Below are 14,246 nucleotides of genomic sequence, written 5' to 3'. Positions count from 1 at the left end.
GTTGATGTCCTGCACGATTGCCTCATCGACCAAAGCGCCCGTTGACTGGGGGATGCGAACCGTAGCCGAGCGACTGACCGTCCTCAGCCGAGCGCGTCATCTTCTGGCCCAGCGCGCAGTGCAGATCGCAGACGCCATCTCCCCCGAGCTGGCGCGAACGAAAGCCGACACGCTGACCACAGAACTGCTACCGCTGCTCGATGCCTGCCGTTTCCTCGAACGCAACGCGGCAAAGATCCTCAAGCCCCGCAAGCTCGGAAGCGCCGGTCGTCCGATGTGGCTAAGCGGCATTCAAGCCGAGGTACATCGCGAACCCCTCGGGCACATCCTCATCGTTGGTCCCTCGAACTTCCCTCTCTTTTTGCCGGGCACGCAGACGCTGCAGGCCCTCGCCGCAGGCAACACGGTCACCTGGAAGCCGGGCAGCGGCGGAGGCCCCGTCGCCGAACTCCTCGCGCAAACACTGATGGAAGCCGGTCTACCGGTGGGTGCGCTGACAATCACCGATGAAAGCGTTGCTGCCGCGCAGCAGGCACTGGCCGAATCGCCCGACAAAGTCGTCTTCACCGGCTCCTCGCACACCGGCCAGACAGTGTTATCCACCCTCGCGGAAACAGCGACCCCCGCCGTAGTGGAGCTCTCTGGAGCGGACGCCATTCTCGTCACGCCAGACGCCGATCTGAGGCTGGTCGCGCGCGCTGTTGCCTTCGGGCTGCGACTGAATGGCGGTGCCGTCTGCATGTCGCCTCGCAGGCTCTTCGCCTCCACCGCGACGATGGCACTTTTGCGGCCGCTGCTGATCGAGGCGTTGCGGGACGTCCCGCCTGTTCAGCTCAACGCCACCACAAGCGAGCGCCTGCGTTTAATGATTGCTTCCTCCATCGACGAAGGCGCTCAGTTGTTGGGAGACCTCACCCCCGACGCACAACGCCCCGTGCTGATCGACAGTGCAAAGCCATCGATGGAAATCGCTCGCAGTGACATCTTCGCTCCCGTACTCTCGCTGCTTGCAGCCGATACGATGATGCATATCCCGGCGATGTACGCGCAGTGCAGCTACGCGCTCACACTCAGCATCTTCTGCGCAAAACAAGAGATGCCCAAGGCGCGCATGATCGCTCGCAAGCTGAAGGCCGGCACCGTGCTCGTGAACGACATCATCGCTCCCACCGCCGATCCGCGCGTCCCCTTCGGTGGTCGCGGTGCCAGCGGCTATGGCGTAACGCGTGGCTCGGAAGGGCTGCTGGAGATGACTGCCGTAAAGACGCTGATCCTGCGTCGCAACGGAGCGATGCGGCATCTGGACGCAACCACCGATGCCGACTTGCCCCTGTTTACAGCCTTGATCGGCACGCTGCACGGCGGGACGCTGTCGCAGCGATGGACTTGTCTGCGCGCGCTGATCTCAAGCGCACGCAATCGATAAATAATTAGAACGGAACGGCGGAGAACGTATGCGCGTTGGTGTAATCGGATCAGGATTAGCAGGATTGGCCGCGGCTTGTACGCTGGCGGCGCGTGGGCACGAAGTAACGGTCTTCGAGAAAAACCCGTGGCTCGGCGGCAAGGCTGCACAGCTGCGCGAAAAAGGCTTTCGCTTCGATATGGGACCGACGATCCTGATTCAGCCGTCGGTGCTGCGCAAGATCTTCGCAGAGTCCGGACGCAAGCTTGAAGACTACCTCGACATGGTGCGGCTCGATCCCCAGTGGCGCTGCTTCTTCGACGACGGCGCGCGCATCGACCTCGTCGACGACATCCAGGCGATGTCGCACGATCTCGAAGGCCGTTTCCCCGGCATGGGAGCTAAGTATCAGCAGTTGATGGCGCTCTCGAAAGAGCTGCACACCATCAGCGACAAGTTCTTCTTCTGGAAATCCGTCGGCTCGATCAAAGACACCTTCGATATCGGCGGAGCGTTCGACCTGAACGTGCTCCGCGACGTGCTGAAGATGCGTATGGGACAGACCGTCGCGGGTGCCGTTCGTGAGTTCATCTCCGAACCGAACACAGCGCAGATGCTCGACCACATGGTGCAGTACGTCGGCTCCAATCCAGACGCCTCACCCGCGATCCTCACCGCCATCGGCTCCATGCAGATGGAGGAGGGCATCTGGTATCCGATGGGCGGCACGCGCGCTGTGCCGGAAGCGATGGTCAAACTCGCAACCGAACTCGGCGTTACCTTCCACACCGACACCGAAGTCGCGCAGATCACCACGAAGGGCGAGCACGGCCCCGTGACCGGTCTCGTCACATCCGCTGGCGACACCTACCGCTTCGACGCAATCGTCAGCAACGAAGATGCTGTGCGAACGCATCGCGAACTTCTGCAGGGCACCCCCGCCGCGCGCGAGTTTGAACACAAGCGCAGCTACGAGCCGGCCTGCAGTGGCGTCGTCCTCTACCTCGGTTTGAACAAGCGTTACGACCATCTCGCGCACCACGACTTCGTCTTCTCGCGCGATCCGGATGAAGAGTTCCACGCCATCTACAATCTCGGCGAACCTGCCCCGGATCCGACCTGTTATCTAGCCTGCACCGCACGCAGCGATCCTGATAGCGCGCCCGAAGGCGGCGAGGCCATGTACATCCTCGTACATACGCCTTATCTACGCCCGCACCACGACTGGAAGAAGATGTTCCCCGCGTATCGCCAGGTGATCCTCGACAAGCTTAAGCGCACCGCGGGCTGCGAGGACATCGAAGAACGGATCGTCTTTGAAAGTGCTCTGACGCCGCTGGACATCCATGAACGCTACAAAGTTCTGAACGGCGCAATCTACGGCCTCTCCTCGCACGGACGCTTCATGGGTGCCTTCAAGCCCGCGAACCGCAGCCGAGAACTCGGCGGTCTCTATCTCGCCGGTGGCGCCGCTCATCCCGGCCCAGGCATGCCGATGGTGATGATGTCGGGCTGGATCGCTGCAGACTCTCTCGATGCGGATGCAAAGGCGCAGACCACACTCGCATGAGACAGTAAGAGACACCATGGCACGTGAGCTTCCAGCTGTTCCGCCGATCTCGGCTGCGATCCTGCGGCTGTTTCGCAGGATCGTGCGTGGCTACTTCCGGCGACACTTTCGCGCAGTGCTGATGCAGAACCGCAGCTATCTCTCCGCCACGGAGGGCCCGCTAATTATTTACGCGAACCACTCTTCTTGGTGGGACCCGATGGTTTGTATCCTGCTAGGCGAGTTGCTCCTGCCTTCACATAATCACTACGCACCGATGGATGCCGCCGCACTAGCGAAGTATCCGATCCTGAAAAGGCTCGGCATCTTCCCCGTTGAGATGCAGTCTCCGCGCGGAGCCGCACAGTTCCTCCGGACCTCAGAGGCTGTTCTTGCCAGCGGTGGCGTCCTCTGGATCACACCACAGGGACGCTTCGCCGATCCGCGCGCAGCACTCGAGTTCAAGCCCGGCCTCGGCGCTCTCGCAACCCGGGTGCCAGGTCTGCAACTACAGCCCCTCGCAATCGAATATGTCTTCTGGGACGAGCGCCTGCCAGAGACGCTGCTGCGCTTCGGAAACCCACTGCAGGTCGCGGACGGTGCCACCCTGGAGCAGGCGACAAAACAGCTTGAAGACTCACTGGCTGCGACCATGGAAGACCTCAAGGCTTCTGCTGTCGCCAGAGATCCGAGAGCCTTCGCCACGCTACTCCAAGGCGGCCGTGGTACCGGCGGCATCTATGCCCTGGGGCGGAGACTGCGCGCGCTCTTCACGCGCAAGCCCATCGAACTTGACCATACCGCGCGCGAAGATCGGTCTCCGCGATGATCGAGACCCTCATACTCTCCATCATCTTCGCCAGCTTCGTCTGCGCATCAATTCCGGCTGTCCTCTTCCTCTTCAACCTGCTGCGCTTTCGAGCACCCTTGCTTGCGCCAATAGGCATCCCGAACGATCTGCGCGTCGCCGTGCTGATTCCAGCGCGCGATGAAGAGCGCAATATCGCTGCCTGCGTCGAGAGCGTGCTTGCGAATTCCGGCGTTGATTTGGAAGTTCTCGTCCTTGATGACGGCTCCGCCGACCGCACCGGCGAGATCGTTCAAGCCATCGCCGCCCGCGACGCTCGTGCACGGCTGTTGCACGGCCAGCCCCTCCCCGCAGGATGGAACGGCAAGCAGCACGCCTGCTGGCTGCTCGCGCAGGCGACGTCCGCACCACTCCTTCTGTTTCTCGACGCCGATGTTCGTCTCGCACCGGACGCGCTGCAACGCTGCGCCAGCCAACTGCAAGCATCGCAAATCGCACTGCTCTCCGGCTTCCCACGCCAGATCACCCTCGGCTGGCTGGAAAAATTGCTGCTCCCTCTGATCCACTTCATCCTGCTCAGCTTCCTCCCCATGGGCCGCATGAGAAAGACCACCAAGTCCGCCTACGCCGCTGGCTGCGGGCAGTTCTTCCTCGCGGAGCGCTCAGCCTATTTCTCTAGCGGAGGACACAGCAGCATCCGCGAGACCCGCCACGACGGTCTGCGCCTTCCAGAACTCTTCCGTCAGCATGGGTTTCGCACCGACATCTTCGATCTCACCGCGCTAGCCAGTGTCCGCATGTACGACTCACCCGGCGCCGTCTGGATGGGTCTCGCAAAGAACGCAACCGAAGGCATAGCCACACCAGCGCGCATCCTGCCGTTTACGTTGCTGATCATTCTTGGACAAATCCTACCCGCACTGCTTCTGGCAATGTGGCTCACGATCTGCACGATGAATCTCATCGTCGGCGCGACCTTTGACGAACCCATACTTGCACATGCCGTCGGCGCGGCCATCACACTGGGCTACCTCGCGAGCGTCCTGCCGCGATTGCTGGCCGCATGGCGATTCAAGCAGCCGATCATCTCCGCTCTGCTGCATCCATTCGGCACTGCACTGCTGCTGATCATCCAGTGGTATGCCCTGCTGCGACAAATCTTCGGTCGCCCTGTAGCGTGGCGCTCCCGCACATACTCCAGCGCCACCGGCGAAGAACTCAGCTAAAGCTGTTCGAAATAACGTGCGAAGCTCGTGTCCGTCTCGAATACCGTGCAGTCTTTCACACGGACCCGCCCGGAAGTCATCTCATCCAACTGCGTCGCGGTGTTATCGAAGAAGTACTTCGCCAGGTTCTCCGCTGAGGGGTTCAGCGTGATGAAGGGCTCAAGGTCATTGATCATCTGGTGATCGAGATAATCCACTGTCGGTCGCAGCACGTGTTTCAGCAGCTTGAAGTCCAGCAGCAACCCCGTCTCATCAAGCTCAGCGCCCACCAGCGTTACCAGCACACGATAGTTGTGGCCATGCGGATTCTCGCACTTGCCGTTGTAGTTGCGCAGATAGTGACCGGAAGAAAATCCAGCCTGGACCGTGACCTCAAACATTGCGTGTACAGCTCCGATCAGCGGCGCGAGTAGCGCCCGTTCTTATTCTACTGGCGGCGAGCCTCGCGCACCTTGCGACGCTCCTCTTCGTGGCGTCGTTCAGCCTGCTCAAACAACGAAGACATCACTCCACCCAGGGTGCATAGCAGCGCAACGAACAACAGGCCTATTCCAGTGACGCGCCACAGCGAGGCATCACCCGGCGAACTCGCACTGAAACGCGAGATCGACAGCACGAAGGCGACGATCGCAAGAAGGCCAAAGGTACCGGCGAGGATATATAGATTGCGTCCCATAACTCTTTCCGTGCAGTTCTTCCCTGCTTCTCTCTAGGATACTTCGAAGAAGCGCTCGACATCCGTAATGTCATCCGTCCGCGTGTACGGCGGCAACGATTCGAGGAAGATTTTGCCGTAGCGCGTGGTGCGAATGCGAGGGTCCAGCAGCATCAGTACGCCCCGGTCGCTCAGCGAGCGGATCAACCGGCCAAAACCTTGCTTCAGCGCGATCACCGCCTGCGGTATCTGCAGGTCGTTGAAAGCGTTCCCCCCCGCAGCCGCAATGGCATCTGTCCGCGCCTTCATAATCGGATCGCTCGGCACCGCGAACGGCAGCTTGTCGATAATCACGCAGCTTAGCTGCTCGCCCTGCACATCGATACCCTGCCAGAACGACGACGTCCCAAACAAGACAGCATTCGGCGTCTCGCGAAACTGTTGCAGCAGTACATGCCGTGGCGCGCTCCCTTGCATCAGCAGCGGAAACGGTACCTGCGCGAGCAGACGATCGTGCAGCTCCCTCATCTGCGCATGAGAGGTAAACAAACAGAAGGCACGACCGCGCGTGATCTCCAGCACCCGCCGAATCTTCTCCGTCGCCTGCGCCAGAAACTCGGGGTGACGCGGCTCCGGCATCGTAGCAGGCAAATAAAGCAGCGCCTGCTTCGCATAATCGAAGTGCGAAGGCACAACGAGCGTCTTCGCAAACGGCACGCCCAGTCGCTTCTCAATATGCGCAAATCCTGGCTCGCCACCAGAGTTCGCCACCGTCAGCGTAGCCGATGTCAGAATCACACTCGGATAATTCGCGAACAGCGCCTCCGTCATCAGTGCCGACACATCGATCGGCGTCGCCTGCAGATGCGTCGAGAACTGCTGCATGTCCGCAGCTCGCGCCAGGTCCTTCGGATCAATCAAAGCGGATCCACGGTTGTTGCGCGCAGCGTTCCTCACACCACCCGTCGCTCGACGCTCGATCCAGAAGACCGTGTTTGGATCCGTCGACTCCAGCAGAAACTTCAGGTGATTGCGAATATCCGCCGCACGCTTGCGCAGGCCCGGAGCCTCTTCCACCTCGCGCAGGTTATCCAGCTCGCTCTCCAGCCGCTGCAGCGCATTCGAGGCCGCAATGTACGCATCGCCGCGCGCCTCGAGAAAGTCCTGTCGATCGATAAACTCCAGCCGCCCCAGGTGCGACGGCCCCACCGGCAGCGAGCCAAAGAACATCTTCGATCGTTCCCGCAGCGTGTTCGTCGCCGACTCAATCCCCGACGTGCTGACCTTCTTCGCTCGCAGCAGCATCTCCGTATCGCGCGCCAGCTCATCGAATCGCGCATTCGACAGCGCAATGCCGAAGTACTGGCTCGCCACATCTTCAAGCTCGTGCGCCTCGTCGAAGATCACCGCGGCAGCCTCCGGCAGGATGCCCGCATCGGGCGCTCCACCGGACTGCTGCTTGATGTTGAGGTCCGCGAAGAACAAATGGTGATTCACGATCACGATCTCGCTCTCCATCGCCTTACGCCGCATCGCCGTCACATAGCACTGCTCAAAGTCCGGACACGTGGAGCCGAGGCAGACCTCGCTGCGAGCATCCAGCTTGTGCCACAGAGCAGAGTTCTCAGGCAGCTCCGATACCTCCGCACGATCGCCCGTCACCGTGGTCCGCTCCCAGTTTAGGATCGCGTGAAACTGCGCAATCTCATCCAGCCCATGCAGTAGCGGAGTATCGCGCAGAGCATACAGCTTGTGCTTGCAAATGTAATTCGCCCGGCCCTTCATATAGCAGACGCGCAGCGGACCCAGGATCGACTCGAGGAACGGAATATCCTTGAAGTACAGCTGCTCCTGCAGATTCTTCGTGCCTGTCGAGATGATGATGCGCTGATTGTTCTCCCGCGCCCGCCGCAATGCCGGCAGCAGGTACGCCATCGTCTTGCCCGTACCCGTCCCCGCCTCCACGATCAGGTGCCGCCGGTCGGCAAACGCCTGCTCAATGGTCTTCGCCATCAGATACTGCCCTGAGCGATGCTCAAAGTTCAGCGACGACTTCGCCAGCAACCCGCCAGGATGAAAAAAGTCATGCAGCGAAGGCAGCCGCGACGCTACCGCCGCGACATCGGCAGCATCGTCTTGCATCGGCGGCAGTGGCGTAGTCGAAGGCATTCCCTGCCTCTAATGATAGTCGCCGTTTCTTCGCCGTGCCGAGCCTGCCCCTCAGGGCCTGTAAAGTCGCTTATGCTCTCGCCATTCCTCAACCGTCATCTCCCATATCTCAGCTTGCAGGCGGCCGGAGACAAACTCATGCTCCTCGAAAGAGACAAGGCGCATCCCAGTTTTTGCAGAGATGCGACTTGAGGAAACGTTCGCGACAGCTTTAGGTACTCGCAACTTCGAAAAACCGAGTACCTCGAACCAGAAGTCATTCGCAGCAAAGACAGCCTCCGACATCAATCCCTGTCCCTGCCACGGTAGTCCGATCCAGAAACCGCGATTGTTGTCTTCGCGGCATCCCAGGCTGATCGCACCGATGATCTGATGAGGAGCTTCGCGCAGCCGAAGCGTCCATGTCCACTCTTCCCCACGTTCCATCGCTGGTAGAGCGACATCGCGGTAATAGTGAAAGACACCGTCATCGGGATAGGGCCACGGGACGATGGCATTGAGGTATTTGACGATCTCCCACTGCGCAAAGAGGGGTTGAACCTGCTCGGCATCGGCAAGTTCAAGGGGGCGTAATAGCAGCCTTTGCGTTTGAAGTTCAGGAATCATGCTCATTTGAAGGTGTTTGCGAATAGGTTAAGCGGGCCGTACTTCTTATAATGGTAAAGGCGCCTCGTTGCGCAGATAGGCGAAACGACATGGCTCCGAAAAAAGAGAAAAAGCGGTTAGGCAAGAAGCACCGGCAGGCGAGCACGCGGCCGAAGATGGGCAAGAACGCCCCACGGTCGACAGCGACCACCGGCGCCGTTGCGCCCAAGAAGCGTAAAGAGCTCGCGACCAAGAAGATCGCCGAGATCAAGGCCTCCAAGACCCCCACCAAAAGTCCCGATCGCGAGCGCAAGGTTACTCTCCGCGGCGAGCCCGGCACCCGCGGCATGGGCGGCGAAGTCGAAAAGCGTCCCGCCGTTCGCACGCCCCGCGCACGCTTCAGTGCCGCGAAGAACGAAGCCGACGACAGCCATGCCGAAGAGCAGGCCTGGCGCGAAGCCGAAAAGATCGCCGAGCGCCTCACCCTCGCTGAATCGAAGCCAGAGACCCACGAGACCACGCGCCTGCCGCTGGTCGCCATCTGCGGTCGCCCCAACGTCGGCAAGTCCACCCTCTTTAATCGCCTTACCGAGACGCGCCGCTCCATCGTCGGCGACGAGCCCGGCATCACTCGCGACCGCATCTACGGCGAGGTCGAGTGGGCTGGACGCGACGTCCGCATCGTCGACACCGGCGGCGTCATCCCCGACGACGAAGCCCTCATCCCCGCCGAAATCTTCCGCCAGGCCAAGGTCGGCCTCAGCGAAGCCGACGTCATCATCATGGTCGTCGACGGCCGCACCGAGCTCGCCGCACCCGACGTCGAACTGGCACGCCTGCTGCTCCGCGGCGGTAAACCCATCTTCCTCGCCGTCAACAAAATGGACTCCCCGGAGCTCATCGCTGGCGCGGAGAACTTCCGCCGCCTCGGCTTCAAGAACGTCTGCCCCATCTCCGCCGAGCACGGCGTCGGCATCGGCGACCTGCTCGACGAAGTCTGGGCGGCTCTGCCACCTGAGTTCGTTGCTGAAGAGCCGACCGAAAACCTTGAAGGCATTGAAGAAGAGTTTGAAGAAGACATGGACGGCGGCGGCGACCCCCTGCCCGGCCCACAGGACGATGAAGACGACTCTGAGGGCACCGAAGCCAAGCCCGGCCGTCGTCTCCGTTCGCACGGCGAGCACGTTCTCAAAGAGACGAAGGTCGCCATCATCGGCCGCCCCAATGTGGGCAAGTCCACACTGTTGAACGCCCTCACCGGCACCGATCGCGCCATCGTCTCGCCCATCGCAGGCACCACGCGCGATGCAGTGGATGAGGTCGTCGAGCGCGACGGTCACAGCTTCCGCTTCATCGACACCGCCGGTATCCGCCGCAAGGGCAAGACTAAGCTGATGGCCGAGAAGCTCTCCGTCATCATGAGCCGCAAGCACCTCGAAGCCGCCGACGTCTCGCTCCTCGTCATCGACGCAGCCGAAGGCGTGGCCGCAGCCGACGCTAACATTGGCGGCTACGCGCACGAAAGCGGCCGCAGCGTCATCATCGTCATCAACAAATGGGACCTGATGACCACGCCCAACGCCGAGGGCCGCCGCGCCTTCGATGGCGGCCTCATCGCCGACAAAAAAATCTATGAACAACAAGTCCGCGACTCGCTGAAGTACCTCGACTACGCGCCAATGGTCTTCATCAGCGCCTCGGAAGGACACAACATCTCCGAGGTCTTCAAGAAGGTCGAACTCGTCTCCCGCGAGCGCCGCAAGCGCGTCACCACCGGCCAGATGAACCGCTTCCTCGACAACATCGACTTCCAGCGCGCCAGCGTGCCGATGAAGAAGCGCGTCAAGATCTACTACATGACGCAGGCAGCCGTAGCCCCGCCAACCTTCGTGCTCTTCACCGACCGCGACGTCAAGCTGCACTTCAGCTACGAACGCTTCCTCGCCAACGAAATCCGCGACACCTTCAAATTCATCGGCTCGCCAATCTGGTTCAAGGTGAAGTCACGCAACAAGAAGAAAAAGGAAGAATAGCTTCTAGCAAATGAAAGCGGCGCGTGAGGAAGCTACCTCGCGCGCCGCTTCTTTCATTAAGAGCTACCGTCAGCTCACTAGGCTTGAGGAGGCGGCGGCACATACGCCGGATACGGATCGGGATACAGCGGCCCACGCGCTGCAACCACGGGCGTCGAAGCCGCCAGCAACTCGCCCAGCATCGGATAACGCCCGCTCAGAAAGTACAGTGAATAAGCCTCGAGAAACACGAAAACCACACCCATGCCAAAGACGATCACCCATAGCGCGAAAAGATAGAACGCTAGCAGCACCAGCACGCCGAGCACCGTCAGCACCGCAATCGACACCCCCGCCAGGTGCAGTAGAAACCCAATCAGCGCACAGATCAGCCCGACGACGATGCCAACGATGACAATGCCAATCTCAAGCCCAAGGATGATGGCCATATACCCAGCGACCGCCAGCACGAGCTTCGTGACAGCATAGATCGTGAACTGAGCAGGCTCCGTGCGAATAAGCACACCGACTCTCCGAAACGCCTCCGCTAGTGTAGTGTCTTCGAGTGCAAGCGACGGCACCACGAAATCCGAGAGCAGCGAACTCGCCCAGAGAAATAACCAGAAGAGTCCATAGATCAGGAAATACCCCGACATCAGGCTGAACACAAAATCCGGCGGAGGCTGCTCCCCCGGCTTCAGCACCGACACCGTCGCAACAAAATGCCGAACGAAAGCCGCCGTCGGCACAGCGACCAGCGAGAGCGCCGCCGTACCCAGCACCACCTTGAACACACTCCAGCGAAACGCCTGCGAACCATACTTCCGCCATGCAGGCGCAACGAACTGCCCACGGTTTAGCACGATATCGAAGAACGCAAACCGCAGTCGCGTAAGCAGATGAAAGAGCCCTAGCGAGAGCAGCGTCGCAATCAACGCGCCCACAGAAACAAGCGTCACGGCCATCGATCCTCCCGCCTGCCGTATCGGCGAGAGGAAGAAAAACGCCAGCAGAAAAACCGGCATGTACACGCCGCTTGCAACCGTAAGGTACGCGGTCAACGAAAGTTTCCACGTACGTCCTGCACGGAACGGCGAGAACAACACAAGCTTCGTGCGACCAAAGGCGGGCGAGATGCAATCCAGAGCGCTGAGTATAGGCATGGCGGTTACTCGGGAGAGTAGCACGGCGCATTACACGTGGCGCAAGAAAAGGGATGCGGCTTAGGAACGTTCGCTCTGGCGCTAACTCGGATGTGTACTGTGCGCCTTCAGCCATGCGTTGATCTGCGCGGTTTCCTGCGGCGACAACGACGGCGCAGCCATCTGCAACATATGCATGAACCACGCGATCTCGTTCGGAGCATCCGGGTAGCCGATACCATCTTCCGGCTTGCCATCAGGTTCCGAGGTCACAATCGGCTTCCCCTTCGCCGAGGTCATCACCAGATAAGGAACACCTGTCCGCTTCGACCCACCCAGCTCCTGAAACACAGCATCTGCGCCCGGCGTGTCATGATGCTTTGCGTCATGCTCCTGGATGTCGAGCGTAACGCGATCAAAGACTCTCGTCAGAATCGGATGCATCCACGGATCGTCCCAAAAGCGATCGAACAACTTGCAATTCCCACACCATGACGCACTGAAGTCAACCAGCAACATCTTGTGTTCGCTTGAAGCCTTCAACTCCGCAGCGGACATCAACTGCTGAGCCGTAGCTGAAGTTTCATCCACTGACGGTTTGGCAGCCCGCATCATGGCTGAGCAAGTGAGCAGCAAAGTGAACGCAGCGAGCTGGAAACGAAAGGGTGTTTTCATGTGATCGACAGACTACCACGCAGAGATTCGCTCAGCCAGCCGAAACCATCCACGCATCCCACGCCGCCAGCGCCCGCTCGCATTGAATGCGGTGCCGCTCCTTCTTGTCCCGAATCTTCTTCCGCAGCTCTTCTTCCAACGGCACCAGCAGGTCGAACGTAATATTCGCCGGCTGGAACTTCTTCGCCTCCGCGTGAGTAATGTAGTGCGTCAGAGATCCGTTGCCCGTCTCGCGCGGAGCAGGCGTCGGCTTTTCGCCGCGAGCCAGCGCCGCCGCATACCTTCCCGCCAACAGCCCGCTTGCAATCGACTCCGTATACCCTTCGACTCCCGATAGCTGCCCCGCGATCATCACGTTCGGATGCGCTTTCAACTGCAGCGTCTCGGTCAGCAAACTCGGCGCATGAATGTACGTGTTGCGGTGGATCTGCCCATAGCGCAGGAACGTCGCGTTCTCCAGCCCCGGAATCATGCGCAGCACCCGCGCCTGCTCGCCATACTTCAGCGAGTTCTGAAAACCCACCAGGTTATAGCTGTCCGCGCGCAGGTTCTCCTGCCGTAGCTGTACCGCCGCATACGGCCAGCGACCCGTCTTCGGATTCGTCAAGCCCGCAGGCTTCATCGGCCCGAAGCGCAGAGTGTCCTTGCCGCGCCGCGCCGTCTCTTCAATCGGCAGGCAGCCCTCGAAGTACTGCAACCCCGCCTGCGCCGTTGTCACAGCACCATCCTGCGGCAACTGTTCCCACGACTTCTGCTCAATCTTCTCCGCCGTCGCCAGCGCCTCGATAAACGCGTCGTACTCTTCCTTCGTGAACGGGCAGTTGATATAGTCCGCCGTACCCTTGTCCCACCGAGCCGCAAAGTACACGCGGTCCATATCGATCGTGCTCGCATCCACAATCGGCGAGATGCTGTCATAAAACGCAAGATGCTCTGCGCCCGTCAGCCGCTGCAACTCAGCAGCCAGCGCGCCGCTGGTCAAAGGTCCGCTCGCCAGCACCGTAATCGTATCCTCGGAGTTCTCATCGATCCGCGTCACCTCTTCGCGACGCACCTCGATTCGCGGCTGCTGCGCGATCATCTCCGCCACCTGCTGCGAGAACACCTCGCGGTCCACGGCCAGCGCATGACCAGCAGGCACCGCTGCAACCGCTGCAGCCTTCAGCAGGAACGACCCCGCCCGCCGCATCTCTTCCTTCAACAGCCAAGGTGCTGAGTTCTCGCTCTCGCTCTTCAGCGAATTCGAACACACCAGCTCCGCGAAGTCGCTCGTCTGGTGCGCCTCGGTCGACCGCACCGGACGCATCTCGCTCAACACAACATCGCAGCCCAGGCTCGCAGCCTGCAGCGCAGCTTCGGGGCCCGCAAGGCCACCGCCAATTACGTGAATCTTCTTCATCACTTATCAGGATACGTGCTTCAGCTAGTTGCCGCTGCGAGCGACGATAGCGCATCTCCACTCAGCCGCATCATGAACCACTCGCTCTTCTTCCGCGCGCCAATCCGCTGATAGAACTCGATCGAAGGCGTATTCCAGTCGAGCACGCTCCACTCCAGCCTCGGACAGCCCTCTTCCACTGCAATCGCCGCCACCCGCCCCAGCAACGCCTTGCCCAGCCCCAGCCCGCGATGCTCCGGCATCACAAACAGGTCTTCGAGATAGATCCCATGATGCCCCTCCCACGTGCTGTAGCTCGTGAAGTACAGCGCAAACCCCACAGGCGCACTCTCAAGCTCCGCAATCACACACCGAAAGCGTGGCGTCGGTCCCCAGCCATCCCGCAGAATGTCCGCTTCCGTCGCATGAACTGCATCCGGCTCTTTTTCGTAGAGCGCCAGCGCCTGAATAAAGCGCAGAATCGTTGCGGCATCTTCAGCCACGGCATTGCGAATCGAAATCTTGCTCATAATTGGGAGACCTTTCACGTCCATGTCCTCTTGAGAAGGCATCTCTCGCTTTGAAGGGGCGGGGCTTTAGCCCCGCCATAAAGACCTGGCAAAATCCGGGCTTTAGCCCCGG

13 protein-coding genes are annotated in these 14,246 nt (G+C 60.5%); 5 read left to right on the top strand and 8 right to left on the bottom strand.

Annotated features, from left to right (window positions below; translation table 11 throughout):
• Positions 1 to 4: 4 nt before the first annotated feature.
• Genes OHL14_RS03550 through OHL14_RS03535 form a run of 4 tightly spaced genes read left to right on the top strand, consistent with a single transcriptional unit; the run spans position 5 to position 4,988 of the window.
• Positions 5 to 1,426 carry an aldehyde dehydrogenase family protein gene (locus OHL14_RS03550; RefSeq protein WP_263377940.1) on the top strand — a complete coding sequence of 474 codons (1,422 nt, stop codon included), beginning with the start codon at positions 5 to 7 and terminating at the stop codon, positions 1,424 to 1,426.
• Between the two features lie 28 nt (positions 1,427 to 1,454).
• Positions 1,455 to 2,975: a phytoene desaturase family protein gene (locus OHL14_RS03545; protein WP_263377939.1), complete on the top strand. Its 1,521-nt coding sequence runs from the start codon at positions 1,455 to 1,457 to the stop codon at positions 2,973 to 2,975.
• 16 nt (positions 2,976 to 2,991) lie between these two features.
• Complete coding sequence (locus tag OHL14_RS03540; protein WP_263377938.1) at positions 2,992 to 3,783, top strand: lysophospholipid acyltransferase family protein; 792 nt, start codon at positions 2,992 to 2,994, stop codon at positions 3,781 to 3,783.
• A complete protein-coding gene (locus OHL14_RS03535; protein ID WP_263377937.1) occupies positions 3,780 to 4,988 on the top strand; it encodes a glycosyltransferase in 1,209 nt (402 codons plus the stop codon). The genes OHL14_RS03540 and OHL14_RS03535 overlap by 4 nt, the downstream gene beginning before the upstream one ends.
• Here the strand turns inward: OHL14_RS03535 and queD are convergent.
• From queD to OHL14_RS03515, 4 genes are read right to left on the bottom strand one after another with little or no spacing between them, the layout of a single operon-like run.
• On the bottom strand, positions 4,985 to 5,368 hold the full coding sequence (gene queD / locus OHL14_RS03530; RefSeq protein WP_263377936.1) for a 6-carboxytetrahydropterin synthase QueD: 384 nt from the start codon (positions 5,366 to 5,368) through the stop codon (positions 4,985 to 4,987). The two genes, OHL14_RS03535 and queD, sit on opposite strands and share 4 nt — an antisense overlap.
• Positions 5,369 to 5,415: 47 nt before the next feature.
• Positions 5,416 to 5,664, bottom strand: a complete 249-nt coding sequence (locus OHL14_RS03525) for a hypothetical protein (protein ID WP_263377935.1) — start codon at positions 5,662 to 5,664, stop codon at positions 5,416 to 5,418.
• 33 nt (positions 5,665 to 5,697) lie between these two features.
• Complete coding sequence (locus tag OHL14_RS03520; RefSeq protein ID WP_263377934.1) at positions 5,698 to 7,812, bottom strand: ATP-dependent DNA helicase; 2,115 nt, start codon at positions 7,810 to 7,812, stop codon at positions 5,698 to 5,700.
• 51 nt (positions 7,813 to 7,863) lie between these two features.
• Positions 7,864 to 8,424, bottom strand: a complete 561-nt coding sequence (locus OHL14_RS03515; RefSeq protein WP_263377933.1) for a GNAT family N-acetyltransferase — start codon at positions 8,422 to 8,424, stop codon at positions 7,864 to 7,866.
• 83 nt (positions 8,425 to 8,507) lie between these two features.
• Here OHL14_RS03515 and der point away from each other — a divergent pair, with 83 nt between their 5' ends.
• The gene (gene der, locus OHL14_RS03510) at positions 8,508 to 10,430 is read left to right on the top strand and encodes a ribosome biogenesis GTPase Der (protein ID WP_263377932.1); all 1,923 of its coding nucleotides are present in this window, start codon (positions 8,508 to 8,510) and stop codon (positions 10,428 to 10,430) included.
• 77 nt (positions 10,431 to 10,507) lie between these two features.
• Here der and OHL14_RS03505 read toward each other — a convergent pair whose 3' ends face one another.
• From OHL14_RS03505 to OHL14_RS03490, 4 genes are all read right to left on the bottom strand, one after another.
• Entirely contained in the window at positions 10,508 to 11,572 is a 1,065-nt protein-coding gene (locus OHL14_RS03505; RefSeq protein WP_263377931.1) for a DUF7544 domain-containing protein, read from the bottom strand.
• 81 nt (positions 11,573 to 11,653) lie between these two features.
• Positions 11,654 to 12,226 (bottom strand): thioredoxin family protein, encoded by a 573-nt coding sequence (locus OHL14_RS03500; protein WP_263377930.1) that lies wholly within the window; start codon positions 12,224 to 12,226, stop codon positions 11,654 to 11,656.
• 31 nt (positions 12,227 to 12,257) lie between these two features.
• A complete protein-coding gene (trmFO, locus tag OHL14_RS03495) occupies positions 12,258 to 13,625 on the bottom strand; it encodes a methylenetetrahydrofolate--tRNA-(uracil(54)-C(5))-methyltransferase (FADH(2)-oxidizing) TrmFO (protein WP_263377929.1) in 1,368 nt (455 codons plus the stop codon).
• 20 nt (positions 13,626 to 13,645) lie between these two features.
• Positions 13,646 to 14,134: a GNAT family N-acetyltransferase gene (locus OHL14_RS03490; RefSeq protein ID WP_263377928.1), complete on the bottom strand. Its 489-nt coding sequence runs from the start codon at positions 14,132 to 14,134 to the stop codon at positions 13,646 to 13,648.
• Between the last annotated feature and the right edge of the window lie 112 nt (positions 14,135 to 14,246).

The sequence above is a fragment of the Granulicella paludicola genome, assembly GCF_025685545.1.
In the GTDB taxonomy this organism is placed as follows: domain Bacteria; phylum Acidobacteriota; class Terriglobia; order Terriglobales; family Acidobacteriaceae; genus Granulicella; species Granulicella paludicola.
The sequence above is the reverse complement of the archived record's forward strand: the minus strand, read 5'-3'. Positions and strand labels throughout refer to the sequence as shown.

Excerpts from the sequence above, each read along its gene's own strand:
- OHL14_RS03540 (WP_263377938.1), top strand. The coding sequence starts at position 2,992 with ATGGCACGTGAGCTTCCAGCTGTTCCGCCGATCTCGGCTGCGATCCTG.
- OHL14_RS03505 (WP_263377931.1), bottom strand. The coding sequence starts at position 11,572 with ATGCCTATACTCAGCGCTCTGGATTGCATCTCGCCCGCCTTTGGTCGC.
- trmFO (WP_263377929.1), bottom strand. The coding sequence starts at position 13,625 with ATGAAGAAGATTCACGTAATTGGCGGTGGCCTTGCGGGCCCCGAAGCT.
- OHL14_RS03550 (WP_263377940.1), top strand. The coding sequence starts at position 5 with ATGTCCTGCACGATTGCCTCATCGACCAAAGCGCCCGTTGACTGGGGG.
- OHL14_RS03500 (WP_263377930.1), bottom strand. The coding sequence starts at position 12,226 with ATGAAAACACCCTTTCGTTTCCAGCTCGCTGCGTTCACTTTGCTGCTC.
- der (WP_263377932.1), top strand. The coding sequence starts at position 8,508 with ATGGCTCCGAAAAAAGAGAAAAAGCGGTTAGGCAAGAAGCACCGGCAG.
- queD (WP_263377936.1), bottom strand. The coding sequence starts at position 5,368 with ATGTTTGAGGTCACGGTCCAGGCTGGATTTTCTTCCGGTCACTATCTG.
- OHL14_RS03515 (WP_263377933.1), bottom strand. The coding sequence starts at position 8,424 with ATGAGCATGATTCCTGAACTTCAAACGCAAAGGCTGCTATTACGCCCC.
- OHL14_RS03520 (WP_263377934.1), bottom strand. The coding sequence starts at position 7,812 with ATGCCTTCGACTACGCCACTGCCGCCGATGCAAGACGATGCTGCCGAT.
- OHL14_RS03535 (WP_263377937.1), top strand. The coding sequence starts at position 3,780 with ATGATCGAGACCCTCATACTCTCCATCATCTTCGCCAGCTTCGTCTGC.
- OHL14_RS03545 (WP_263377939.1), top strand. The coding sequence starts at position 1,455 with ATGCGCGTTGGTGTAATCGGATCAGGATTAGCAGGATTGGCCGCGGCT.
- OHL14_RS03525 (WP_263377935.1), bottom strand. The coding sequence starts at position 5,664 with ATGGGACGCAATCTATATATCCTCGCCGGTACCTTTGGCCTTCTTGCG.
- OHL14_RS03490 (WP_263377928.1), bottom strand. The coding sequence starts at position 14,134 with ATGAGCAAGATTTCGATTCGCAATGCCGTGGCTGAAGATGCCGCAACG.